The 23942-nt window shown below is 39.5% G+C and carries 25 protein-coding genes; 8 read left to right on the top strand and 17 right to left on the bottom strand.

Translation table 11 applies throughout. The annotated features are described in order from the left end of the window. Positions 1–12 precede the first annotated feature (12 nt). From lipA to BLQ18_RS16160, 7 genes are all read right to left on the bottom strand, one after another. Entirely contained in the window at positions 13–888 is an 876-nt protein-coding gene (lipA, locus tag BLQ18_RS16190; protein ID WP_090299239.1) for a lipoyl synthase, read from the bottom strand. A 63-nt stretch (positions 889–951) separates the two neighbouring features. Further along, positions 952–1512, bottom strand: a complete 561-nt coding sequence (locus BLQ18_RS16185) for an RNA polymerase sigma factor (protein ID WP_090299234.1) — start codon at positions 1510–1512, stop codon at positions 952–954. Between the two features lie 31 nt (positions 1513–1543). Then, on the bottom strand, positions 1544–1747 hold the full coding sequence (locus BLQ18_RS16180; protein ID WP_090299229.1) for a membrane or secreted protein: 204 nt from the start codon (positions 1745–1747) through the stop codon (positions 1544–1546). 74 nt (positions 1748–1821) lie between these two features. Beyond that, positions 1822–2580, bottom strand: coding sequence for an anti-sigma factor (locus BLQ18_RS16175; RefSeq protein ID WP_090299226.1), 759 nt, complete (start codon positions 2578–2580; stop codon positions 1822–1824). Next, positions 2577–3143 carry an RNA polymerase sigma factor gene (locus BLQ18_RS16170; protein ID WP_090299221.1) on the bottom strand — a complete coding sequence of 189 codons (567 nt, stop codon included), beginning with the start codon at positions 3141–3143 and terminating at the stop codon, positions 2577–2579. The genes BLQ18_RS16175 and BLQ18_RS16170 overlap by 4 nt, the downstream gene beginning before the upstream one ends. Before the next feature lie 205 nt (positions 3144–3348). After that, positions 3349–4365, bottom strand: a complete 1017-nt coding sequence (gene murB / locus BLQ18_RS16165; protein WP_090299217.1) for a UDP-N-acetylmuramate dehydrogenase — start codon at positions 4363–4365, stop codon at positions 3349–3351. Next, positions 4365–5555, bottom strand: coding sequence for a pyridoxal phosphate-dependent aminotransferase (locus BLQ18_RS16160; RefSeq protein ID WP_090299367.1), 1191 nt, complete (start codon positions 5553–5555; stop codon positions 4365–4367). Before BLQ18_RS16160 ends, murB begins: the two co-directional genes overlap by 1 nt. A 185-nt stretch (positions 5556–5740) precedes the next feature. Here BLQ18_RS16160 and BLQ18_RS16155 point away from each other — a divergent pair, with 185 nt between their 5' ends. Then, positions 5741–7042 carry an aspartyl protease family protein gene (locus BLQ18_RS16155; protein ID WP_245668171.1) on the top strand — a complete coding sequence of 434 codons (1302 nt, stop codon included), beginning with the start codon at positions 5741–5743 and terminating at the stop codon, positions 7040–7042. 53 nt (positions 7043–7095) lie between these two features. Here BLQ18_RS16155 and BLQ18_RS16150 read toward each other — a convergent pair whose 3' ends face one another. Further along, complete coding sequence (locus BLQ18_RS16150) at positions 7096–7482, bottom strand: DUF1573 domain-containing protein (protein ID WP_090299365.1); 387 nt, start codon at positions 7480–7482, stop codon at positions 7096–7098. Between the two features lie 199 nt (positions 7483–7681). On the opposite strand from BLQ18_RS16150, the gene BLQ18_RS16145 reads away from it, so the two are divergent. From BLQ18_RS16145 to BLQ18_RS16125, 5 genes are read left to right on the top strand one after another with little or no spacing between them, the layout of a single operon-like run. Beyond that, positions 7682–10306, top strand: a complete 2625-nt coding sequence (locus tag BLQ18_RS16145) for a valine--tRNA ligase (protein ID WP_090299207.1) — start codon at positions 7682–7684, stop codon at positions 10304–10306. A gap of 46 nt (positions 10307–10352) precedes the next feature. Next, on the top strand, positions 10353–11741 hold the full coding sequence (locus BLQ18_RS16140; RefSeq protein ID WP_090299203.1) for a Gfo/Idh/MocA family protein: 1389 nt from the start codon (positions 10353–10355) through the stop codon (positions 11739–11741). Position 11742: 1 nt separating this feature from the next. Further along, positions 11743–12795, top strand: a complete 1053-nt coding sequence (locus tag BLQ18_RS16135) for a mevalonate kinase family protein (protein ID WP_090299197.1) — start codon at positions 11743–11745, stop codon at positions 12793–12795. Positions 12796–12798: 3 nt separating this feature from the next. After that, positions 12799–13632 carry a sugar phosphate nucleotidyltransferase gene (locus tag BLQ18_RS16130; protein WP_090299193.1) on the top strand — a complete coding sequence of 278 codons (834 nt, stop codon included), beginning with the start codon at positions 12799–12801 and terminating at the stop codon, positions 13630–13632. A 52-nt stretch (positions 13633–13684) separates the two neighbouring features. Next, positions 13685–14953 carry a sterol desaturase family protein gene (locus tag BLQ18_RS16125; RefSeq protein WP_090299190.1) on the top strand — a complete coding sequence of 423 codons (1269 nt, stop codon included), beginning with the start codon at positions 13685–13687 and terminating at the stop codon, positions 14951–14953. On the opposite strand, the gene BLQ18_RS16120 is transcribed toward BLQ18_RS16125, so the two are convergent. From BLQ18_RS16120 to rsfS, 6 genes are all read right to left on the bottom strand, one after another. Next, positions 14950–15213 (bottom strand): acyl-CoA-binding protein, encoded by a 264-nt coding sequence (locus BLQ18_RS16120; protein ID WP_090299187.1) that lies wholly within the window; start codon positions 15211–15213, stop codon positions 14950–14952. The two genes, BLQ18_RS16125 and BLQ18_RS16120, sit on opposite strands and share 4 nt — an antisense overlap. Beyond that, a complete protein-coding gene (locus tag BLQ18_RS16115; RefSeq protein WP_090299184.1) occupies positions 15203–15871 on the bottom strand; it encodes a phosphatidylserine decarboxylase family protein in 669 nt (222 codons plus the stop codon). The genes BLQ18_RS16120 and BLQ18_RS16115 overlap by 11 nt, the downstream gene beginning before the upstream one ends. Then, on the bottom strand, positions 15861–16664 hold the full coding sequence (locus BLQ18_RS16110; RefSeq protein WP_090299181.1) for a phosphatidate cytidylyltransferase: 804 nt from the start codon (positions 16662–16664) through the stop codon (positions 15861–15863). The genes BLQ18_RS16115 and BLQ18_RS16110 overlap by 11 nt, the downstream gene beginning before the upstream one ends. 4 nt (positions 16665–16668) lie before the next feature. Continuing rightward, positions 16669–17277: an LUD domain-containing protein gene (locus BLQ18_RS16105; protein ID WP_090299178.1), complete on the bottom strand. Its 609-nt coding sequence runs from the start codon at positions 17275–17277 to the stop codon at positions 16669–16671. Positions 17278–17341: 64 nt separating this feature from the next. Further along, positions 17342–19297 carry an ATP-dependent zinc metalloprotease FtsH gene (ftsH, locus tag BLQ18_RS16100; protein WP_090299177.1) on the bottom strand — a complete coding sequence of 652 codons (1956 nt, stop codon included), beginning with the start codon at positions 19295–19297 and terminating at the stop codon, positions 17342–17344. A 6-nt stretch (positions 19298–19303) separates the two neighbouring features. Further along, positions 19304–19681 (bottom strand): ribosome silencing factor, encoded by a 378-nt coding sequence (gene rsfS / locus BLQ18_RS16095; RefSeq protein ID WP_090299174.1) that lies wholly within the window; start codon positions 19679–19681, stop codon positions 19304–19306. 82 nt (positions 19682–19763) lie between these two features. Between rsfS and BLQ18_RS16090 the strand changes: the two genes are divergently transcribed. Further along, the gene (locus BLQ18_RS16090; protein ID WP_090299171.1) at positions 19764–20507 is read left to right on the top strand and encodes a biotin--[acetyl-CoA-carboxylase] ligase; all 744 of its coding nucleotides are present in this window, start codon (positions 19764–19766) and stop codon (positions 20505–20507) included. Here the strand turns inward: BLQ18_RS16090 and BLQ18_RS16085 are convergent. Next, a complete protein-coding gene (locus BLQ18_RS16085) occupies positions 20501–20899 on the bottom strand; it encodes an SRPBCC family protein (RefSeq protein ID WP_090299168.1) in 399 nt (132 codons plus the stop codon). The genes BLQ18_RS16090 and BLQ18_RS16085 overlap by 7 nt on opposite strands. A gap of 10 nt (positions 20900–20909) precedes the next feature. Continuing rightward, the gene (gene pyrE / locus BLQ18_RS16080; RefSeq protein ID WP_090299165.1) at positions 20910–21551 is read right to left on the bottom strand and encodes an orotate phosphoribosyltransferase; all 642 of its coding nucleotides are present in this window, start codon (positions 21549–21551) and stop codon (positions 20910–20912) included. A 7-nt stretch (positions 21552–21558) separates the two neighbouring features. On the opposite strand from pyrE, the gene BLQ18_RS16075 reads away from it, so the two are divergent. Next, positions 21559–22152 (top strand): NUDIX hydrolase, encoded by a 594-nt coding sequence (locus BLQ18_RS16075; protein ID WP_090299162.1) that lies wholly within the window; start codon positions 21559–21561, stop codon positions 22150–22152. Here the strand turns inward: BLQ18_RS16075 and BLQ18_RS16070 are convergent. Then, a complete protein-coding gene (locus BLQ18_RS16070; RefSeq protein ID WP_090299363.1) occupies positions 22149–23924 on the bottom strand; it encodes a M14 family metallopeptidase in 1776 nt (591 codons plus the stop codon). The two genes, BLQ18_RS16075 and BLQ18_RS16070, sit on opposite strands and share 4 nt — an antisense overlap. Positions 23925–23942 lie beyond the last annotated feature (18 nt).

Raw genomic sequence — 23942 nt, 5'->3', positions numbered from 1 at the left:
TGGGGAGTCAGTTTACTGAATGTGCTTGTGTGCTTTGTAGGATGAACGTACCAATGCGCCACTTTCTACATGTCTGAAGCCCATTTCCAATCCAAGTTCCTCGTATTTTTTAAATTGCTCTGGCAAGATAAATTGCTTTACGGGCAAATGTTTTTTGGACGGCTGAAGATATTGACCAATAGTCACCACATCTACATTGGCTTTGCGAAGGTCTTCCATGGTTTCGATAACTTCACGTTCTTCTTCACCCAAACCAAGCATAATACCAGATTTGGTTCTGTTGGCACCATTTTTCTTTAAATAATCCAACACTTCCAAGCTTCTTTCGTATTTGGCTTGAATTCGCACTTCACGGGTCAACCTTTTTACAGTTTCCATGTTGTGTGAAATAACCTCTGGTGAAACCTCAATAAGTCTATCCAAGTGAGTGGAGATACCTTGAAAATCGGGAATCAAAGTTTCCATGGTGGTTTCGGGATTCATTCGGCGCACCGCTTTTACGGTTTCGGCCCAAATAATGGACCCCATATCTTTTAAATCATCCCTGTCTACAGAAGTAAGTACGGCATGTTTAATTTTCATGATTTTGATGGAGCGAGCCACTTTTTCAGGTTCAGCCCAATCCACACTTTCAGGTCTTCCCGTTTTTACACCGCAAAAACCGCAGGATCGTGTACAGATATTTCCCAAAATCATAAAGGTTGCAGTTCCCTCACCCCAGCATTCGCCCATATTGGGGCAACTGCCCGAAGTGCAAATGGTGTGTAGGTCGTACTTATCTACAAGCCCTCTAAGTTGGGTGTATTTTTTTCCTGTTGGAAGTTTTACACGTAACCATTTCGGTTTTCCTTTTGGGGGGAGAACATTTTCTGCCACACTTGTGCTCATACAAACAAATTTGGATGTACAAAGATACTAAACTGGAAACGAAAGTTAGTGCCTAGAACGGCATCACTTTTTCTTGATGATTTCTGCCAAAAGTTTTTTGGCACGAAGCAATTTTACCTTGACGTTATTCACGGGTTCGTTGAGTTCCTTGGCTATGTCGGCATAGCTCATTTCGTTAAAATAACGGAGGTTGATGACCTTTTGGTAATGTGGTTTCAATTTTTTGATGTCTTGCAACAAATTGGCAAGGTTTTGTTCGATGATCAATTGATCTTCTACGGACGGAGTTTCGTCCAAGACCCGTTTTACTTCATCGCCACGCGCTTCCATTTCATCCAAAAAACTTTTTTTTCGCTTTCGGAGTAAATCCACATGTAAATTTTTGGAAATAGTGATGAGCCAAGTCTTGAACTCATAGGCTTCATCATAGGTCTCTATTCGGTCGAAAGCTCTGGAAAATGTTCGGATGGTGATATCCTCAGCATCGTTTTCATTCTTGGTGCGAAGCATCTGAAAACCGTAAACATCGTTCCAAAAAGTGTCCAAAAGTGTGCTAAAGGCAATCTGATTTCCCTTTTTTGCCTTTTGAATAATGTCTTTAATGGAATCTTCGGTTTTCTCCAAAAATGGGTTTTAGCCTAAATATAAAGATTTATTACTGGGTAACTGAGTCTTTTTTGCAATCTTGCTCACTTGGTAGTTTCCCACAGAATCCACAGGCTTCTCCTTCTTTATTTAAAAATGGGCTTTGACTTGCGCAGGTTCCTGCGAATTCTCCATCTTTTTTACCCCAAATTTTAATTGCAATTCCTGCGAATGCGAGTAACAAAAGGCCTATGGTCAATAATGCTAACTTCATAATCCAACTTTTGCACAAAGGTACAAAATACCCAGTGAAAGGCTATGCAACTTTAAGGTTTCTTTGGTAGTTGCTTAATAGGCGATATTGGCCACAATATTGTCAACCGAAGGAGATGTGTTTCCGCCTTCTGGCTCAATGGTAATGTATCCAACAGCTTTATCGGAATAAGGAAGTGCAAGCAGTTTATCTTTTTCATCAAACTGTTTGATAACACCCAAATTCACCAATTCCCCATTTACTTCGGCCCACATTTGGAAACATTTATTCTCTGGAAGATCAGGAACATTGCTCACATTGATGTAGGAAAGTTTTTTAACAGGGTTGATATATGCAACAGCTTTCAACTCTTTGGCCTCGCGCTTTCCGTTAACTTGAAGCTTTTTGGTATCTGGGTTGTTCAAAACGATGAATTGGTTTCTCATATCGGCCAATTGATCCTTCATATTGTTTTCCAAATACTTGATTTTGTTGTTGACCAAGTTGTTTTCTTCCTGTAGACTTTGGTTCTGGTTCCAAAAGAATAGGGAAGAACCTGCAAAAATCATAATGGCCACACTTGCCGCAACCGCATATCGAAGTACTCTTCGGGTTACCATGGTCTCCTTCTTGGCACTTGCTATAATTATTTCCTTAAGGCCTTCTGGAGTTTTTCTGGCGTAGATATTGGCGAAAGTCTCCAAATTCTTTTGAAGCTCATCGTAGGTCTCTCTTACTTCGGGATACATGGCAATGTATCTTTCAGCTTGTTGGGATTCTTCCTTAGTGGTATCTCCAACGAGATATTTTTCAAGGATATCCGACTCTAAAAATATTTTAACTTTTTCTTTCATGGCAGTATGTTTAATAAGAGGAGCAAAGTCATGGTTGTGCCGTAAATCTTTCCAAGTTCTCGGAGTCCGATTTTTAATCTGGATTTTATAGTTCCCAAGGGAATGTCCAGTTCCTCACTTGCCTCCTGCTGTGTCATTCCTTCAAAAAATAAGGCTTCTAGAACAATTCTATACTTGTCTTCTATTTTATCCAGGTTTTCTTGGATGTCTAGATGTTCTGGGTTTAACCCCTTCACTCCAACATTATATACGTCTGAAACATCGATTTGGATTTCCTTGTCCGCTTTATTTTTAACACTTCTTAACTTATCTATGGCAGTATTTCGTGTAATTCGGAACAACCAAGTAAAAAGTTTGGCCTTGGAAGCATCATAGGAATCTGCTTTTTTCCAAATTTTAATAAAACTTTCCTGTAAAACATCTTGTGCCAATTCTTCATCTTTTACTACTTTATAGGCTACACCAAAAAGTGTATCTCCGTAGTTTTCATAGAGTAAGGATATAGCCTTATCATCTCGATCGGCAAGAAGCGACACAATATGTCTTTCAATTAAAGTGCTCATTAATGTTTTTTTGGTAAAATTTTCATGGGGCCAAAATCTAAAATAGGATTTATATCGTATATAAGACAAAGCTACGGCAGAAAAAGCATTTCGAGTCGAGCTCTATGAAAAAGAAAAAAGGGTTAAGGAAACCCAAAAGCATACATAAATTTGGTTAGTTTGGTTTGGTATAACCCCCGCAGTTGACTTTAACGTGGGGGTTATCTTATTTTATAAGGTTTACTTCGGGCTGAATTTTTATTCCAAACTTTTTCTTTACCTCTTCTTGAATGTTCTTGGCGAGATATAAAATTTCCTTTCCAGTAGCATTGCCATGGTTTACCAAAACAAGGGCTTGTTTTTCGTGAACCCCAGCATCTGCAAATCTTTTTCCTTTGAATCCACATTGTTCTATAAGCCAACCAGCAGGAATTTTGTATTCATTTTCATCCACCTCATAAAAAGGAGCCTCTGGATTTGCTTTCCTGAATTTGTCAAATTTCTTTTTGGAAACTATTGGATTTTTGAAAAAACTGCCACTGTTCCCGATTTTTTTTGGGTCTGGCAACTTACTTTGGCGAATGGCAATTACAGCATTCGAAATATCTTGAATGGTAGGATAAACTATGTTGTTTTCCTTTAATTGAGCTTCAATGGCACCATAACCTGTTTGCAGATTATGGTTTTTCTTGGTGAGACGTAGATTAACCGAAGTAATAATGTATTTGCCTTTGGCATCATTTTTAAAAATGGAGTCACGGTATCCGAATTGACAATCTTCTTTTTCAAATCCGACCAATTCGCCCGTTTTCATATCCATGGCGGCACAACTCACAAACACATCTTTCAATTCAACACCATAGGCGCCAATATTTTGAATCGGAGCCGTGCCCACATTACCAGGAATTAGAGAAAGGTTTTCAAGCCCGCCAAAGTCATGTTCTAGAGTCCAAAGTACGAGTTGATGCCAGTTTTCACCAGCCATTACTTTTATTTCAACTGTTTCATCATTCTCTTCAACAATGCTGATGCCTTTCAACTTTAAATTCATAACAAGGGCATCGATATCTTTGGTGAGCAAAATGTTACTCCCACCGCTAAGGATAAATTTTTCGGGATATGCTTTTAGTTCCAACACTTTTTGAAGTTGTGCCAAGCCAGTTATTTCGACAAAAAATCGGGCTTTTGCATCAATACCAAAGGTATTGTACTCCTTTAAAGATATGTTCTCCTGAATGTTCACTAAGCGTTGTACTGCTTTAAAGCTGCGCCCAATATTTGAACGGCCTTTACAAGTTGCTCTTTTTCGAGCACATAGGCAATTCTAATTTGGTTTTTTCCCAATCCTGGGGTAGCGTAGAAACCAGCGGCAGGAGCCACCATAACGGTGCTTCCTTCCATTTCGAAGTTTTCCAGTAGCCATTGGGCAAAATCATCGGCATCGGCAATGGGTAATTCCACTACACAATAAAATGCACCTTGCGGAACGGCAACCTTTACACCTTCCAGTTTTTTTAGTTCGGAAACCAAAGTATTTCTTCGTGCCACATATTCATGGATCACATCATCAAAATATTCTTGAGGCGTTTCCAAAGCAGCTTCACTCGCGATTTGAGCAAAAGTTGGTGGGGACAAACGGGCTTGGGCAAATTTCAACGCCGTTTGAATTGCCTCTTTGTTTTTGGAGACCAAACACCCAATTCGAGCACCACACATGCTATATCTTTTGGAAACCGAATCAACCACAATGGCATAATCATCCAATCCGCCCAACTGTAAAATCGAAAAATGCTCGCGTCCGTCATAGGTGAATTCGCGATATACTTCGTCAGCAATCAAAAACAGATTATGCTTTTTTACCAAAGCTGCCAATTGTTCAATTTCTTCTTTACTATAAAGGTAACCTGTTGGATTCCCAGGGTTACATATTAAAATAGCTTTTGTTTTTGGACTGATTAATCTCTCAAAATCGGAAATAGGGGGCAAAGCAAAGTTTTCATCAATGCTTGAGGCAATCGGAACCACATTCACACCCATAGCCGTGGCAAACCCATTGTAATTGGCATAAAATGGTTCAGGTATAATAATTTCATCTCCAGCATCCATAATGGTGCCCATGGCAAATGATAACGCCTCTGAACCTCCTGTTGTAACTATGATCTCTTGAGCAGAAACATGAATATCCTTTTTAGCGTAGTAAGCTGCGATTTTTTGGCGGTACTCCTCCGAACCCTCTGTCATACTGTAAGATAGTACCTCGATGTTATGGTTTCTGACCGCGTCCAACGCCACCTTTGGTGTCTTTATATCTGGCTGGCCTATGTTGAGGTGGATAACGTTTACACCTCTCTTTTTAGCGGCCTCCGCATAAGGAACCAATTTACGAATGGGCGAAGCGGGCATTTGTTGCCCTTTGTTTGAGATACTTGGCATGACGAAATTTTTGGCAAAAATGATGAAAACAGCTGTTGAAAACAACAACTTTCAGGAATAATTATGCGGTTAGCGAAATGTTAAATTAAAGGAGTTGAATAGCTTTATTTTATATATTTAGTAACAATGTATGGTTGAAATTAGGCATGATGAGTAAAAAATTAACATTTTTTGCGCTTTTAATAATGATTCCCCTCTTTATGTTGGGGCAGGGATATCATTTGCCCAAAGACCAGAAAGTTCAAAAAATCAAGTTCGAACTCATCAACAACTTGATTATTATTCCAGTTGAAATCAATGGAACCGAACTTACCTTTATTTTGGATTCTGGGGTAAGTAAACCTATTCTCTTCAATTTATCCGAATCCGATTCTGTGGCCATCAATAATGTTTCCGAAGTTACCATACGTGGGCTTGGTGATGGCGAACCTATGAAAGCTTTGAGTTCTAGGGTGAATGCCTTTTCACTGGGTAAGGCTAAGAATTTTGCACAAGATTTATATGTGGTATTGGATCGAGATATCAATTTTTCCACATCCCTGGGTATTCCCGTACATGGAATAATGGGTTATGATTTGTTTCGCGATTTTATTGTTGAGGTAAATTATTCGGCCAAAACATTAAAGTTGCATAATCCTACCCATTATAAATACAAGGAGAAAAAGAATGCTCAAACCATCCCTTTGGTGGTATCAAACAGAAAAGCTTATGTAGCAGGAACTGTTTTGATGCGGGATACGACAAATGTTCCAGTAAAATTATTGGTGGATACGGGCAGTAGTGATGCACTTTGGTTGTTTCATTCCCCAGAAAAGGGATTGGAAATACCTGAAAAAAATTATGAGGACCACCTTGGAAGAGGATTGAGCGGTGATATTTTTGGAAAGCGTAGCAAGGTCAACGGTATAAGAATCGGTGGTTTTGAGCTGAAAGAAGCCAAAGTGGCCTTTCCCTATCGTGAATCGTTCCAAGGAATGGATAGTTTGGGTGATAGAAATGGAAGTGTTGGAGGAGAGGTACTGAAACGTTTCAATATGATTTTTGACTATTCCCGTGGATTGGTCACCCTTAAAAAGAACGGAAACTTTAAAGATCCGTTTCAATATAATTTAGCGGGTATTGAATTACAGCACAACGGACTAAGATACATTGCAGAAAGTATAGCTGATGCCAATGGCGTAGTATCTGATGATGGCAGTGATACCTTTGGTAACGTTCAAATTTTATTGGAAAACAAAACAAGGTTAAGTTTGGTACCTGAAATTGTGGTGTCAGGTATTCGTGCAGGAAGTCCAGCTGAAGAGGCAGGCCTAAGGGAAGGTGATGTGATTTTGGCTGTGAACGGAAAACGAATCCATCGCTATAAACTTCAAGAAATATTGAAAATGCTCAATGAGCGTGAAGGCAAACGCATCAAGGTTTTGATTGAAAGATACAATAGAGATCTATTGTTCACCTTCGTTCTTAAAAAAGTATTCGACGACTAATAAAAAAGCCCCCGATTCAATCGAGGGCTTTCTTTATATAATTTCCCTTTTCCTTATTTGGCTCCAGGACTTTTCACCGTTCCTTTTATTTTAAGGATTGTGGTAGGTGTGTCCGCATTGGAGGTTACCGTAATGGCTTTTCTGATAGGGCCAACTCTATTGGTGTCATATTTTACCTCGATCACACCAGTTTTACCTGGTAAAATTGGCTCTTCAGGTTTTTTAGGAATTGTACATCCGCAACTAGATCTTACTCCTGTAATCACCAATGGAGCATCTCCAGTGTTGGTAAATTCAAATGCACGTACACCATCGCTACCTCTTTCAATTTCACCATAATCAATGGTATCACTCTTAAATTCGATTTTAGCTGTAGCCTGGGCAAAAGCTCCTACAGATAGAAGCCCAATAAACAGCATGAGTACAGTTTTTTTCATCATTTTTGGTTTTTGGGTGAACTTCAAAATTAGATGTTTTAACACCTGCATCCAAAATTCTTTTGTTATAGAATAACGTTACTTATTTTTGTTTCGTATTTCTGGATTGGGATCTATTCGAAGAATAGCGTAAAATTAACATTGAGCTTCCCTTCAAAAAAAATCAATCCAATATCCTTTTAAACAAAAACTGTACCGAAAAATGGAAATTCCATCAAAATATGAGCCCAAAAGGGTAGAAGAGCACTGGTATTCGTACTGGACACAGCACGATTATTTCAGTAGCAAGCCAGATGAAAGAGAGCCCTATACCATTGTAATTCCGCCACCAAACGTAACAGGGGTGCTGCACATGGGCCATATGCTCAACAATACCATTCAAGATGTTTTGATTCGAAGAGCACGTCTTTTGGGTAAAAATGCCTGTTGGGTACCTGGTATGGACCACGCTTCCATTGCTACCGAAGCCAAAGTAGTGGCCAGACTAAAGGAACAAGGAATCAACAAAGCAGATTTGTCTCGTGAGGATTTCTTGAAACATGCTTGGGACTGGACTAACGAATATGGAGGAGTTATTCTTCAACAGTTAAAGAAATTGGGTTGTTCTTGTGATTGGGACCGCACCAAGTTCACCATGGACGACGATATGTCAGCTTCAGTGATAAAGGTTTTTGTTGACCTTTATAATAAAGGTTTGATTTACCGTGGATTTCGCATGGTTAATTGGGATCCAGAAGCCAAGACCACTTTATCTGATGAAGAAGTAATTTACGAAGAAAGACAAGGGAATTTGTATTATCTGTCTTATGCCATTGAGGGTTCCGATGAAAAAGTAACCATTGCAACCACACGTCCTGAAACTATCTTGGGTGATACCGCAATTTGTATCAACCCAAATGATGAGCGTTATCACCATTTGCGTGGCAAAAAAGCCATAGTTCCCATTTGCGGAAGGGTTATTCCGATTATCGAGGATGAATATGTGGATGTAGAATTTGGTACAGGTTGCTTAAAAGTAACCCCTGCCCACGATGAAAACGATAAAAACCTTGGGGAAAAACACAATCTTGAGGTTATCGATATATTTAACGAGGACGCTACCCTAAATTCCTTTGGAATGCACTACGAGGGCAAAGACCGCTTCGTAGTTCGAAAGGAAATCTCCAAAGAATTGGAAGAAAAGGGCTTTTTGGTAAAAACCGAACAGCACACCAATAAAGTGGGAACTTCCGAAAGAACCAAAGCCGTAATAGAACCTCGTTTATCAGACCAATGGTTCCTGAAAATGGAGGATTTGTCCAAGCCCGCTTTGGAAAGTGTTTTAAAAACCAAAGATGTAAAACTATACCCATCCAAGTTTGATAATACCTATCGCCATTGGATGGAAAATATTCGCGATTGGAACATTTCCCGTCAGTTGTGGTGGGGGCAGCAGATACCAGCCTATTATTATGGTGATGGCAAAGAAGATTTCGTGGTGGCAGAAACTCCAGAAGAAGCCTTAAAATTGGCGCAAGCTAAAAATCCAAATATCCAAGCATCCGACCTACGTCAAGATGCAGACGTTTTGGATACCTGGTTTTCCTCTTGGTTGTGGCCAATCAGTGTATTCGGTGGAATTTTGGAACCCGAAAATGATGAGGTAAACTACTATTACCCGACCAGTGATTTGGTAACAGGTCCAGATATTTTGTTTTTCTGGGTGGCCCGTATGATCATTGCTGGGTACGAATATCGAGGCAAAAGACCATTCGAAAATGTATACTTGACTGGTTTGGTACGCGATAAACAACGTAGAAAAATGTCCAAATCGTTGGGCAACTCTCCAGATGCCTTAAAATTGATTGAGGATTTTGGAGCTGATGGTGTTCGTGTAGGTTTATTGTTGAGTTCCGCGGCAGGAAACGATTTGTTGTTCGATGAAGCCCTATGTCAGCAAGGTTCCAACTTCGCCAATAAAATTTGGAATGCTTTCCGATTGGTAAAAGGTTGGGAAGTAGCAGATTTGCCTCAACCCGAAGCTGCAAATGTTGGAATTGAATGGTACAAAGCCAAATTCAACCAAACGTTGGTGGAAATTGAAGACCATTTTTCAAAATATAGAATTTCGGATGCGTTGATGGCCATTTATAAATTGGTGTGGGATGATTTCTGTTCATGGTTGTTGGAGATTGTAAAACCTGACTATCAAAAACCAATTGATCAGACTACATATAATGAGGTATTGCGACTTTTTGAAGAGAACTTGAAGTTGTTGCACCCTTTCATGCCATTTTTAACCGAAGAGGTTTGGCAACATATTGCTGAAAGAACCCCTGAAGAAGCTTTGATTATTTCCCAGTGGCCGAAAGAAGAAAAGGTAGATGCCGAATTGATTGCCAATTTTGAGTTTGCATCTGAAGTGATATCAGGAATAAGAACCATCAGAAAAGAAAAGAATATCCCACAAAAGGATAGTCTTGAACTTTTTATGATGAATGCTGAAGGTGTGAACTCTCAAATGGATGCTGTCATTCAAAAATTGGGGAACCTTTCCAAATTGGAAACGGTGGATGCCAGTTTGGATGGTGCATTGACCTTTAGGGTAAAGAGTAACGAATACTTTATTCCGATCAGTGGAGCCATTGATGTGGAAGCAGAAATTGCAAAGATTACCGAAGAGTTGAACTACACCAAAGGATTTTTAAAATCTGTGGAAAAGAAGTTGAGCAACGAACGCTTTGTGAACAATGCTCCTGAACAGGTGGTTGCCATTGAACGTAAAAAAGCAGCCGATGCGGAAGCTAAAATTGAAACATTGGAAAAGAGTTTGGCCAGTTTGAAGTAGGCTGTAACTTTTTGTACTTTGAAACCCAAAACAGAAACAACCACACATGAAAAACCTTGACAGACGGAACTTCCTTAAGAAGACATCCTTGGGTGCGGCCGCCGTATCCATTGCTCCCAATTATTTAAGTGCTGCCCCCGAAAGACCATTTGCATCTACCTATATGGGTGGGTTTTCAGCACCGAAACTTGAAACCGTACGAGCTGCGTTTATTGGAGTCGGGGCAAGAGGAGGAACACATGCCAAGTTTTTTGCCGCTTTGGAAGGAACCGAAGTGGTTGCCATTTGTGATCTGTACGAAGATTTGGTCAAGGAAAAAGTACAATGGGTCAAAGATGCAGCTGGGAAAAATAGACATAAAAATATAGCTGAATATTGGGGCGATGAAAACCAATGGCGGACCATGTTGAAAGAAGTTCGTCCAGATGTGGTTTTTATTGCGACCAATTGGGTTAATCACGCTCCAATGGCAATAGGTGCTATGGAAAGTGGTGCCCATGCTTTTGTAGAAGTTCCCATCGCAACAACCATTCAGGATATGTGGGATATTGTGGACGCCAGTGAACGTACCCAAAAGCACTGCATGATGCTGGAAAATGTGAACTACAGCCGAGATGAGCTGATGTTCCTCAACATGTGCAGACAAGGGGTAATTGGTGAAATTTTACATGGCGAAGCTGCCTACATTCACGAATTGCGTTGGCAAATGGAAGAGCAGGAGCGCGGAACAGGCTCTTGGAGAACTCATCACTACGCTAACCGAAACGGAAATCTATATCCAACCCACGGTTTGGGTCCTGTGGCCCAATATATGAATTTAGGCAGGGGAGAGGATACCTTCGGAAGTTTGGTGTCATTCTCAACTCCATCCCGAGGACGTGAATTGTATGCAGAAAAAAATTATCCATCCGACCATAAGTGGAATCAACTGGATTTTAAAGGAGGAGATTTAAATACATCTATCATAAAAACCACCATGGGCAAAACCATTATGGTGCAATGGGATGAAACCAGTCCAAGACCCTATTCAAGACATAATTTGATACAGGGTACGAAAGGAACCATGGCTGGATTTCCTACCCGTGTAGCATTAGAGGGTGGTGTTGAAGGCATTACCAAAGACCACCATTCTTGGGTGCAAGGCGAAAAATTGGAAATGCTCTACGAAAAATACGACCACCCCTTATACAAACGATTGAACGAAGCTGCCAAAGGCAGTGGTCACGGTGGTATGGATGGCATCATGGTGTATCGTATTGTGGAATGTCTGCAAAAAGGCCTGCCTTTGGACCAAAATGTTTATGAAGGTTGTTTGTGGAGTGCGGTTGGACCATTGAGTGAACGCTCGGTGGCTAGTGGAGGAGCACCACAGCCTTTTCCAGATTTCACCAGAGGCAATTACAAGGAAACTGCACCTTTGGCCATAATTTCTTAGCATGATTCAAATTAAAGTTCCCGCCCGTATCTGTTTTTACGGGGATCATCAGGACTATTTAGGTCTTCCTGTGATTGCTGGTGCAATTGATAGATACATCAATCTAACCGCCAAACCAATTGTTGAGGATGCGTTTGTACTGCATTTAAAGGACTTGGAGGAAGTGGTCGCTATTTCCATAAATGATGACTTGGAAGAGGTGGGAATGGATGACTATTTCAGGTCGTGCATGGCTGTCTTGAAACAAAATGACTTCCAGTTTTATCAAGGGTATTCCATTGAAATCTCAGGAAATATTCCAGTGAATGCAGGGTTGTCAAGTTCGTCAGCTTTGACTGTTGCATGGTTGCGATTCTTGATCGAATCCCAAGAAGAGCCTGTTTTGGTGAGCGATCATCAAATCGGTCGATGGGCCTATGAGGCAGAGGTTTTGTTTTTTGACCAACCAGGAGGTCTAATGGATCAATATACCATTGCGCAACGCGGATTGATTTACATCGATACTAAATCTGGAGAAAGCACACGATTAAGTGCTGATATGGGAACATTGTTGGTGGCAGAATCTGGCTTGGCAAAGAAAACCTTGGAAGTGTTAAAAAATGCAAGGGTCTATGCACAAAATGCAGTCGAAGCTGTTCAAGAGGTACATCCAGAGTTTGAATTGGAAAATGCTCAATTGACCGACTATGAAAAATATGTGGATTTGGTACCCGAAGATTTGAAAGGGTATTGGTATGCGGCCATTCATAATTATCATATCACCTTGTCAGCTAAAGAAGAGCTTTTAAAGAATTCGCCGAATCTAAAAGTTTTGGGCGATTTAATGAACCAACACCAAACCATACTTCAACATCAAATCAAAAATACTCCAAAAGAAATGGTGCAAATGATGGATGCGGCTGAGAAAGCAGGAGCCATTGGAGCAAAAACCATTGGTTCTGGAGGTGGTGGTTGTATGGTGGCCATGGTAGAAAATGAAAATAAGGATGAGGTAAAACAGGCTTTTCTAAATGCTGGTGCAAAAGCCGTTTATGAAGTGGAAATCACAACATAGTTTATGGAAAACAAGAGTTTGGTAATTATGGTGGGAGGAGCTTCTTCCCGTATGAAACGGAGTTTGCAAACCTCTTCATCCCATAAAGGGATTATGGATAATATTCCCCATAAAAGCTTGATTCCAGTGGGTGAAAACGGGAAACCTTTCCTCTATTATTTGACAAAAAATGCGGTGGAAGCAGGCTACAAAAATTTGTATTTAATCACTAGTCCAGAAAATGGAGCTTTTCAAGATTTAATGGAATCTGGAGGTTTGGCAGAACAATTAAATGTTTTCATTGCAAAGCAATATGTGCCCGAAGGAAGGGAAAAGCCTTTGGGTACTGCGGATGCGCTTCAACAATGTTTAGACCAATTCCCAGAATTAAAGCAATCAACATTTACGGTCTGCAATGGTGATAATTTATATTCAGTCGGAGCATTGAAAGACCTTCGGAGTGAACGTAAAGCTGCCAATGCTTTAATAAGCTATGCCAGTTCGGGCTTCGATTTTACCGAAGATCGTATTGCCAAATTTGCATTGATGGATATTTCGGAGGATGGTTTTTTACAACAGATCGTAGAAAAACCCGAAATGAATGAAATTCCAAATTACAAAGATGCCCAAGGAGAATTAAGGGTGAGCATGAACATTTTCAGTTTCTATGGTGAAGAAATTTACCCTTACTTGGAAAATTGCCCAATCGACCCTGTTCGAAACGAGAAGGAGCTACCAAAAGCAGTTGGAGTTTTGGTAATTGAGAAGCCCAAAAGTGTGCTTTGTATTCCTAGGTCGGAACACATTCCAGATTTAACCGATGCAAATGATATTCAGTTATTTAAAAATTTAGAGTAAATTCATAGGGCATAATCCAATGCTTGCACAGAATTAACTTTAAACTTTTACAATGGAATCATATGCAACAGCCTTGTTATATGCTACTCCATTTTTTATTGGTTTGGTTTTGGTCGAAATTCTCTATGGACGATTTGTGAAAAACCAAAAGCACAATGTAATGGATACGGTGAGTAGCCTAAGCTCTGGACTCACCAATGTGGTCAAGGATTCTTTGGGGCTCGTATTAATTCTCGTGAGTTATCCCTTTTTATTGGAGCATTTAGCCTTATTGGAAATCAAATCGACTTGGTTGGTTTGGGTAGTGGCTTTTATTGCTTTGGATTTTGCAGGATATTGGAACCATCGTTTGAGTCATCACATTAACTTTTTCTGGAACCAACATGTAATTCATCATAGCAGTGAGGAATTTAATTTGGCCTGCGCGCTTCGTCAACCCATTTCAAATTTATTGGGGTATTATGCCTTATTGTTGATTCCTGCTGCGGTTTTGGGAGTGCCCGAAAAAGTGATTGCTATTTTGGCACCCATACATTTGTTTGCCCAGTTTTGGTACCATACTCAACATATTGGTAAAATGGGGTGGTTGGAATATGTCATCGTAACACCTTCGCAACATCGGGTCCATCATGCCATCAACAAAGAATATATTGATAAAAATTTAGGTCAGATATTTTGTGTTTGGGATCGTATGTTCGGCACTTTTCAAGAGGAATTGGATGAGGTGCCACCACAATATGGAGTATTAAAACCAGCTGAGACTTGGAATCCCATTATCATCAACTTTCAACATTTATGGCGATTGATGCAGGATGCTTGGCGAACAAGAAATTATTTGGACAAAATGCGAATTTGGTTTATGCCGACAGGCTGGAGACCAAAAGATGTCAAAATAAAATATCCTGTAAAGATTATAGAGAATGTATATAATTTTAAAAAGTACCAGCCCGAAACATCAACAGTATTTAAAGGCTACGCGCTCTTTCAGTTGATTATGACAACTATGCTCATGTTGTTTATGTTCTACAATTACTCCGAAATTGGGTTTGATGGATTGTTGCTTTTTGGAGCTTATATTTTTGTTGGAATCTATGGTTATACCACTTTAATGGATCGAAAATCGTATGCGGTTTGGATTGAGGTGATTAGGGGAGTGGCAGGTTTGGCCTTAATTTATTTGACTAGCGATTGGTTTGGTCTGGATGGTTTTTTACCCCTTGGGAGTTACTGGGTGGCCGTGTATTTTCTGATAACCATTTTCGGAGGGATTTACTTTACTTTCTTTGAAAAGTCTCTTATTTCTCCTGATTTGGTTTCTTAAAGTTTTTTCAACTCTTTATTTACTAGGGCGGTATATTTTTCCATGGCTTCCTTGATTCCAATGTTTTTGGCCTGAAATAATGCATTGGCTTTAAAAGCATTGATCAAAGGAGTTCTACTGCCAGGGTTGTCAGAATTCTTTTTAGCGATTTTATAGTAGGCATATAGTTTTAAAAGTAAATCAGCAGGAATGGGATCCGTGTAACTGTTTACAAAGTCTACAGCATCGTTAAATCGATTATGTAAGTCTTTACTGATCATCTTCTGGCCTAAAAGAAGCAATACAGGTTTTTGCTCCAACAACTTTCTGATTAAGTTTTACGGTAATGTTGCAGTTTAATGGCAACAACAAATCCACTCTTGATCCAAATTTAATGAACCCAGCATCTTCCCCTTGGGCTACTTGTTCCCCTTCTTCGGCATAATTTACGATGCGTCTTGCCATGGCTCCAGCAATTTGGCGATAACCTATTTCACCAAATTTTGGGGTATGCAGAATCACTGTGGTTCTTTCGTTTTCAGTGCTTGATTTAGGGTGCCAAGCTACCAAATATTTTCCTGGGTGGTATTTTGAATAGGTTATGGTTCCGCTTGCGGGATATCTTGTTACGTGCACGTTTACGGGCGACATAAATATGGAAACCTGTCTGCGCTTTTCCTTAAAATATTCAGGTTCGTACACTTCTTCAATAACCACTACTTTACCATCAACGGGGGCCAAAATGTCATCAAAATTAGGAGTGACAAGCCTTTTTGGGTTTCTAAAGAATTGAAGGATGGCAATCAATATAAACAATGCCGCCAATTGAACGGTGTATCGGGCCCATTCCAAATCAATATAATATTGTGCCGCAAGAACTGCTGCAACCACTAAGAAAAAAGTGAAAATGATTATTTTTTGACCCTCTTTATGAAACATAGGGGAAAATAGTTAAAATCAAATACGCAAAAGGTGCGGCAAACACCAAACTGTCTAATCGGTCCCAAATACCGCCGTGGCCTGGTAAAATAGCTCCACTATCCTTAACCCCTGCCATACGTTTGAATTTGGATTCCAAAAGATCGCCCAAACTTCCAGCTACAACTATTGCCCCTGCCATGATCATCCATTCCATAATGGAAAGTCTAGTTTCGTACCAAGACAAAAAGTATGCTGCAACCAATGCAAAAATAAGTCCTCCTACAGAACCTTCAATGGTTTTTTTAGGGGAAACTGAAGGAAATAATTTTGTACGCCCAAATAATCGTCCAACCAAGTAGGCAAAAGTGTCATTTACCCATATCAAAATAAAGATACCCATGATCAAAAATTGGGCAAATTGATCTGATTTATAAGGAATCATGGTCAAGAAAATGCATCCGCCACCAACATAAAACAATCCAATCACAAATTTTTGGACATCGGTAAATGTTCTTGGTTTTTTGGAAAACAAAAACATGAGCAAGGCAACATCCACCGTAATGGTCAACAACATTAAAATGGTAATTGCGGTTGAATCATTGGTCAAATAGATGAAAACCCACCAAAGGGCCAAATAGGCTGCAAAAAGATAATAACCTTTAAGGTGAACAATGCGCTTGTATTCATAAAGACAGGCCAAACCGAATGCCATAAACAAAAAGTCGAAGGCATCCGAACTTAAAAATACGGTGCCCAATAGCAATACTACATAAATTACCCCTGTAATGGAGCGGCGCAAGAGTTCTCTCATGTATTTAGAAATCTTCTAATAGTAAAAGATATACATTTTTTGATGCGCTGCCATAAGAAAGAAAATCGTCTTTGTTTTCTGGCGTAGGTTGAAAGTGCTTCAACGTGGTAATATTGTTGGGAATATTTTTCTGATAGCGTTCTTTGATGGTTTTTAATGCTTCGCTAATGGAGTCGACCAATTGACTGGTTGTAGCAAAAACAATGAGGTTGGAGGGGAGTTCGTTCAATTTCTTTTCCTTGATCTGATTGGAACAAACCAAAATGGAACCATTGTGCGCCACTAAATGCTCACAAGTGGTAAAAAAGATATTGCTTTCACCCCGATTATCCGTGAATTTTAGGTTTTCCGATGCAAAACGTGTCTCTAACCGAGGATCTAAAGAATAGAGCAGTTGGTTTTGCCAGTCGTTTTCTGAAATAATACTTTTCAGTGCTTCGGAAACTTCTGAGAAGTCTTCGCAGTAAATAAACTTTCCACCATTTTTCTTGAAATAAATAGTAAACTTTTCATCTACGGGGATTTTTAGGTCGGGCATATGGTCGCCACGGGTTTCCGCGGTTTCCTTGGAAACCTTTTTTCCTCCTCCAAAAAGTTTTTTAAAAACTCCCATTTATGGTGTCTGTTCTATTTTTTACTCAATAAAATTACGAATTGATTTTGGTTCGACTTTACAATTACTTAGCTGGTTCTGGTTCCAGCTCCTCTTCCTCTTTTTCAAAAGGTCTTCTTCCAAAAATCTTTTCCAAATCGTCTTTAAAGATAACTTCTTTATCCAAAAGTCTTTCAGCTAATTCTGTGAGCTTGTCTCTGTTCTCATCCAACAATTTAATGGCTCGCTGATATTGCTTTTCAATTATTTTGGATATTTCTTGGTCAATCTTTTGTGCCGTTTCCTCACTATATGGTTTGGTAAACCCGTATTCATTCTGGCCAGAGGAGTCGTAGTAGGTGATGTTGCCCAACTCATCGTTAAGACCATAAATGGTAACCATGGCTCTAGCTTGTTTGGTCACTTTTTCCAAATCGCTTAAAGCACCAGTGGATATTTTATTGAAAATTACTTTTTCCGCGGCTCTACCTCCCATGGTGGCACACATTTCGTCCATCATTTGCTCAGGACGAACAATCAAGCGTTCTTCAGGTAAGTACCATGCTGCACCCAAAGATTGTCCACGGGGAACAATAGTAACTTTTACTAGTGGAGCAGCGTGTTCCAACATCCAGCTTACCGTGGCATGACCAGCTTCGTGGAAAGCAATGGTTTTCTTTTCTTCTGGAGTGATGATTTTGTTTTTCTTTTCAAGACCACCAACAATTCTATCTACCGCATCCAAGAAATCTTGCTTTGTCACCGCTTTCTTCTCTTTACGAGCAGCGATAAGGGCAGCTTCGTTACACACATTGGCGATATCTGCACCAGAGAAACCTGGCGTTTGCTTGGCCAAAAAGTCCAAATCCAAAGTTTCTGCGGTTTTGATCGGACGAAGGTGAACTTCAAAGATTTCCTTTCTTTCATTTAAGTCAGGAAGATCTACATAAATCTGCCTGTCAAAACGACCTGCACGCATTAAGGCCTTGTCCAATACATCGGCACGGTTGGTGGCGGCCAATACAATAACGTTGGTATTGGTTCCAAAACCATCCATTTCGGTCAACAATTGATTCAATGTGTTCTCGCGTTCATCATTGGAACCTGTAAAGTTATTTTTGCCCCTAGCTCTACCAATGGCATCAATTTCATCGATAAAAATGATGGCTGGGGATTTATCTTTTGCTTGTTTGAACAAATCACGTACCCTAGATGCACCTACACCCACGAACATTTCCACAAAATCGGAACCTGAAAGTGAAAAGAAAGGCACTTTAGCTTCGCCTGCAACGGCTTTTGCCAAAAGGGTTTTACCTGTACCTGGAGGGCCAACCAAAAGGGCTCCTTTTGGAATTTTACCACCAAGAGAGGTGTATTTATCGGGGTTCTTTAAGAACTCCACAATTTCTTGAACTTCTTCTTTGGCACCTTCCAATCCAGCAACATCCTTGAAAGAGGTTCTTGTATCTGTTTTTTCATCGAACAATTTAGCCTTGGACTTTCCAATATTGAAAATTTGTCCACCAGCACCACCGCCTGCACCACCTGACATTCTTCGCATCAAGTAGATCCAAATACCTATAATAAGGGCAAAAGGTAGTAGGGTTAGGAAGATTTCGCCTATTACATTGGATTCGGTGTCGAATTCTACAATGGTATCTAGGTTATTTTCCTTTTTTATTTCGGTGATTTCGTTCTGAAAAATCTGTAAATCCCCGTAATCCAACACATATTGAGGCACTAAACTGGTAGATGGCAGCAATGGTTTTTGAGCCACTCCTTTGTGCACATCCTTGTTTAAGGCTTCTTCTGTAAGATAAACTTTTGCCTGTCGTGTATTTGTGATGATAACAATTTTGGATATATCTCCATTGCGCAAAAATTCTTGCAATTCGGATGTAGTCGTCTTTTCAGTGCTTGAAAAACTGCTTCCACCAAAAAATTGGAAACCAATGATTAAAGCGATAACCACACCATATATCCACCACGAGCTAAAACGTGGTTTTTTAGGGGTATTATTTGTATTGTTCTCTTTTGCCATTATTTTTTATGAATTGTAGCTGCTTTCCACCATGGTTACTTTGGCATCTCCCCAAAGACCTTCGATGTCGTAGAATTCCCTAACATGTTTTTGAAATACATGGACCACAACATTTACATAATCCATTAAAACCCATTCAGCATTCTCTGAACCTTCTATATGCCAAGGTTTATCGTGAATTGCTTTACTAACGGTTTTTTGGATGGAGGATACAATTGCGTTTACATGCGTATTGGAAGTACCGTTGCAGATAATAAAGTAGTCGCACACAGTATTTTCGATTTCCCTAAGGTCCAATAGATTTATATCAACTCCTTTAACTTCCTCTATCCCTTCTAAAATCAAGGCAATCAATTCATCTGCGCTAGCTTTCGTTTTCTGCATTCAAAAATTTTAGTTTCTACAAAGTTATATTTTTTTTGTTTTCTTAGCCTTAGTTTTTAACAAATCAATAAGGCTTACCACTTTGGGCGAACTATCTCGAATAATCAAACTTGATGCCACGGACTCTACAAATCTGTATTTGCGGGCTTTAAATAAGTCGGAAAACCTGCCTGATTATTCCGTTGTTGTGGCAAAAAAACAACTGAAGGGTAGGGGGCAAATAGGAACGGTTTGGCTATCTGAAGGCGGTAAAAATCTAACATTCAGTATTTTAAAAAAGTTTGATGCATTTAGGGCCGACCAACAATTTATATTGAATATTAGCGTATCCATGGCACTTTATGATGTGCTGACAAGCTTAAATATTCCAAATGTAAAGGTGAAATGGCCCAACGACATTATGTCAGGTGTCACCAAAATATGTGGCATTTTGATTGAAAATATGTTAAAAGGGAATCAAGTGGATCAATCCATTATCGGAATTGGATTGAATGTGAACCAAACCCAATTTGAAAATTTGGACAAAGCATCATCGCTTTCATCCATTACGGGTCAAATATATGATTTGGATGAGCTTTTGAATATGATTATCGGGCGGATAAAGTTTTACACGGAAAATATGGAAGGTAAAACCGTGAAGCAGTTGTTGCCAGCCTACGAGAACATATTGTTCCGAAAAGACAAGCCTTCAACATTTAAGGATGAAAACGGAGAAATGTTTCCAGGATTTATCCGAAAAGTGACTTCAACAGGAAAGTTGGTACTCGAATTAGAGGACCATATTTTAAAAGAATTCGATCTAAAGGAAGTTACCTTGCTCTACTGACCTATTTTGTCCATGTTAGTGGACAAAGTTTCCATAAAATTGGTAATCGGAGATTTGATCATCATGGCCATCATGGCATTGAATTGCCCTTCAAAACTCAATGCTACTTCACTTTCATTTTCACCCAATGAAGTAATGTTTGCGGTTAGTGTAAAAGGTAGTTTATCACTGGCTGCACCCAAAACTACTTTGTCGTTCGGATTTTGCTCTTTTAAACGCAACACAATTTCTGGCATTCCCTTTAGGGCAAACTTAAAAGTGTTCTCATCCAGCACTTCAAATTTGTCAATGTTATCGGGCATTAAGGTTTCAAAGTTTTTGATGTCGGTCAAAAATTCAAAAACTTCTTTATCGCTTTTGGCGACTTGTTTTTTAGTTGCTTCTATGTGCATGATGCGTTTGTTATTTTTTCCATTCTTGTGGATTGGAGCGCCATTCCAACAAGGTTTTTAATTGGGATTCTTTAATGTAATGGGTTTCGGAAGCTTGCTCAATCAAATGTTCGTAATCTGAAAGGGTATGTAGTTCAATGTCCTCAGCTTCAAAATTGGTTGTGGAAACAGGAAAGCCGTAAGTGAAAATAGCAAGCATTCCTTTTATATTGGCTTGCTGATCTTTTAAAGCTCTAACGGCATTAAGGCTACTTTTTCCTGTGCTGATCAAATCTTCAATCACCACCACACTTTGTCCAGGTTCAAAATACCCTTCAATCTGATTTTGTCTACCGTGCGATTTAGGTTCAGGTCTCACATATACAAAAGGAAGACCTAATGCTTCAGCTACCAATATACCAATACCAATGGCACCAGTGGCCACACCCGCAATCACATCGGGCTTGCCATAAAGGCTTTCGACTTGTTTGGCCATCTCTTCCCGAACAAAATTTCGAATTTCTGGGTAAGACAGCATAATTCTGTTGTCACAATAGATTGGAGATTTCCATCCCGAAGCCCATGTAAAAGGATTTTCGGGTTCCAACTTTATTGCATTAATTTGTAAAAGCAGCTCAGCTGTTTTTTTGGCAATTTCTTTATCTAAAACCATTGCGCAAATGTATGAAGTTTTTGTGAATGAGTCTCCAATGATTTTGACGAACAAACGTCCAAAGGATGCTAATGGAAACTTGTTTTCTTTGGAAGGTGACAGCATAATGGAAGCTATCTCCCTTTTGTCCAAGAAGAAAATAAAGGAGGCTTATTTTTATCATCCCGACGAAGATAAAACCTTGAGTCTTTTCAAGCATAAGATTCCTGTGGTTGTAGCTGGCGGTGGCTTTGTTATAAATAAAAAGGGCAAAGTGCTTTTTATCTATCGTAACAATAAATGGGATTTGCCCAAAGGTAAAGTGGATAAAGGCGAGTCCATTGAAAATGCCGCTATTCGTGAGGTGGAAGAAGAAACAGGGGTTAAAAACCTGAAAATTGAACGTTTTTTAAAAACCACTTATCATATTTTTAAAAGAAACGGAGAGTTTCGATTAAAAGAGACCCATTGGTTTGTAATGACCACGGAATATACGGGAAAGTTGATTGCTGAAAAATCTGAAGGAATTAAAAAAGTAAAGTGGAAAGGACGTAGAAAAACCAAAAAGGCACTTAAAAAGTCATACCACAACATTAAAATTCTATTCGAAGATTGGCCTTAGCGATTAAGAATTCCTGAAGCGTCGCTATCCTTAGAGATTCTATAAATAGGGTAGGATAGGTAAGCTTCTTCCAAATGCTCCGAGCGCTCAAAAATCCAATTCAATTGCGCATACCAGTTATTGGCAAAATTGAGGTCCAGTTCCTTTTGGGCTTCAAAATTTTGTAGTAAAGTTGAATCTTTTTGCAACATATCCAGTGCGATGTCTTCAAAAACATAGGGTGAAAAACCTTCCTTGCGCTGCAGCATGGTATCAAAAAAGTTCCAGTTGAAAAAGGAATCCACACCTTGAGGTTCCAAAGTCTCCAAAAGGTATCGAATACCTGGTTGTTTTGTTGGAATTACAATGTCTCCAGCCCTAAAATGGATTTGCTTGTTGCTTTTTGAAACCTTTGTGTCGGAATGCAAATAGTGTCCTTCGTACGGATTGTTCCTCGTATCGTAATCCACAATACTATAGGCTTCCACGGTTAATGTGGTATCCTTTTCCAATTTAAAAAATTGGATTTTATTGGTCGTTAAGCGGTCAATTACGCGTAGCCAACTTTGTTTAACAATGTAAGCATCAGGAACACTGATAGTATCTTTTGGAATAAAATAATCTTGGTAAATCGTTTCTTTGGTGAAGGGCTTTTCCCTGTTGTATTTTAATCTGGGCAATCCAGTGACCTCACTTGTCATGATTTCAGCTTCAAAACCTTTAAAGTTTAGGGCGCTACTTTGGGTGGTATCCACCTCATAATTGAAGTAGTATTCGGAGAGCTCCAAATTGTTCTCCAAGGTTTCTTTTCTGAGCTTCTTTATGTTATCGTGCTCTTTTTCTGTTACCTCAATCAGGCTTTCCATTAGTGTATAGGTACCTTCAACCCTTTGCTTGTACGGTTTTAGCATATGGGTTTCCACCATTAAGCCTAATGTGCTCCAAAGTGTAGTGTAACCTGTGGAGTATCTTGGGTGGTCCATAAATTGACTAAACCCTTGCTCTGGCGGCATATTGAATACGTTTACATAAGGAGTGATGTCCCATTCTTTGTTGGCCAACGCCCCTACAATGTCGGGCATAAAACTGTCATGCAGATAGGCTCCCATTTCTCCTCCCAATTTATTGTGTTGGGTGAACAGGTGTGTTAGCACATATTGGTAATCGGCACCGTTGCTTACATGGTTGTCGATAAATACATCGGGCTTAACCGTATGAAATATCTGTGCAAACGTTTTTGCGTTCTGCGTATCCATTTTAATGAAATCCCGATTTAGATCATAATTCAGGGCATTTCCTCTAAAACCATATTCTTCAGGTCCATTTTGGTTGGCCCTAGTAGCTGAATTTCGATTGAGGGAACCACCCACATTGTAAATAGGAATGGTTACAAGAACCGTTTTTTCAGGTGCTTTGATTTTTTCTGTGGCCAAATCACGATAGAGCATCATGGTGGCATCTATTCCATCACTTTCCCCTGGATGAATTCCATTATTGATGAGTATGATGGTTTTTTCCTTTCGGATATTTTCATAATTAAAATCCCCATCAGGATTGTAGGTGACCATGTGCAACGGATAACCGCTATCGGTTTTGCCAATGGTATGAATGTTGATTTCTGGAAAATCCCTTGCAAGGGTTATGTAGTAATCAATGGTTGCTTGGTAGGTAGGAGTTTCCATTCCTTCCGAGGCCTCAAAAAAGGTTTGATATGATGGTTTTTCATCCTGCGTTTTATTTTCACAGGAGATAAAAAATAGGGCTAGTGAGGTTAAAAAAACTAAATACTTCAAATTAACTAAGGGAACTTT

The organism is Flagellimonas zhangzhouensis (genome assembly GCF_900102925.1).
Lineage (GTDB): Bacteria > Bacteroidota > Bacteroidia > Flavobacteriales > Flavobacteriaceae > Flagellimonas > Flagellimonas zhangzhouensis.
The sequence above is the reverse complement of the archived record's forward strand: the minus strand, read 5'-3'. Positions and strand labels throughout refer to the sequence as shown.

Bases quoted from the DNA above. Each gene is read 5' to 3' on its own strand.
- ftsH (WP_090299177.1), bottom strand. From the start codon at position 19,297: ATGGCAAAAGAGAACAATACAAATAATACCCCTAAAAAACCACGTTTT.
- BLQ18_RS16125 (WP_090299190.1), top strand. From the start codon at position 13,685: ATGGAATCATATGCAACAGCCTTGTTATATGCTACTCCATTTTTTATT.
- BLQ18_RS16105 (WP_090299178.1), bottom strand. From the start codon at position 17,277: ATGGGAGTTTTTAAAAAACTTTTTGGAGGAGGAAAAAAGGTTTCCAAG.
- BLQ18_RS16160 (WP_090299367.1), bottom strand. From the start codon at position 5,555: ATGCCAAGTATCTCAAACAAAGGGCAACAAATGCCCGCTTCGCCCATT.
- BLQ18_RS16150 (WP_090299365.1), bottom strand. From the start codon at position 7,482: ATGATGAAAAAAACTGTACTCATGCTGTTTATTGGGCTTCTATCTGTA.
- BLQ18_RS16180 (WP_090299229.1), bottom strand. From the start codon at position 1,747: ATGAAGTTAGCATTATTGACCATAGGCCTTTTGTTACTCGCATTCGCA.
- BLQ18_RS16115 (WP_090299184.1), bottom strand. From the start codon at position 15,871: ATGTTTCATAAAGAGGGTCAAAAAATAATCATTTTCACTTTTTTCTTA.
- BLQ18_RS16130 (WP_090299193.1), top strand. From the start codon at position 12,799: ATGGAAAACAAGAGTTTGGTAATTATGGTGGGAGGAGCTTCTTCCCGT.
- BLQ18_RS16175 (WP_090299226.1), bottom strand. From the start codon at position 2,580: ATGAAAGAAAAAGTTAAAATATTTTTAGAGTCGGATATCCTTGAAAAA.
- BLQ18_RS16155 (WP_245668171.1), top strand. From the start codon at position 5,741: ATGATTCCCCTCTTTATGTTGGGGCAGGGATATCATTTGCCCAAAGAC.
- pyrE (WP_090299165.1), bottom strand. From the start codon at position 21,551: ATGGTTTTAGATAAAGAAATTGCCAAAAAAACAGCTGAGCTGCTTTTA.
- lipA (WP_090299239.1), bottom strand. From the start codon at position 888: ATGAGCACAAGTGTGGCAGAAAATGTTCTCCCCCCAAAAGGAAAACCG.
- BLQ18_RS16110 (WP_090299181.1), bottom strand. From the start codon at position 16,664: ATGAGAGAACTCTTGCGCCGCTCCATTACAGGGGTAATTTATGTAGTA.
- BLQ18_RS16145 (WP_090299207.1), top strand. From the start codon at position 7,682: ATGGAAATTCCATCAAAATATGAGCCCAAAAGGGTAGAAGAGCACTGG.
- rsfS (WP_090299174.1), bottom strand. From the start codon at position 19,681: ATGCAGAAAACGAAAGCTAGCGCAGATGAATTGATTGCCTTGATTTTA.
- BLQ18_RS16170 (WP_090299221.1), bottom strand. From the start codon at position 3,143: ATGAGCACTTTAATTGAAAGACATATTGTGTCGCTTCTTGCCGATCGA.
- BLQ18_RS16135 (WP_090299197.1), top strand. From the start codon at position 11,743: ATGATTCAAATTAAAGTTCCCGCCCGTATCTGTTTTTACGGGGATCAT.
- BLQ18_RS16120 (WP_090299187.1), bottom strand. From the start codon at position 15,213: ATGATCAGTAAAGACTTACATAATCGATTTAACGATGCTGTAGACTTT.
- BLQ18_RS16075 (WP_090299162.1), top strand. From the start codon at position 21,559: ATGTATGAAGTTTTTGTGAATGAGTCTCCAATGATTTTGACGAACAAA.
- BLQ18_RS16085 (WP_090299168.1), bottom strand. From the start codon at position 20,899: ATGCACATAGAAGCAACTAAAAAACAAGTCGCCAAAAGCGATAAAGAA.
- BLQ18_RS16140 (WP_090299203.1), top strand. From the start codon at position 10,353: ATGAAAAACCTTGACAGACGGAACTTCCTTAAGAAGACATCCTTGGGT.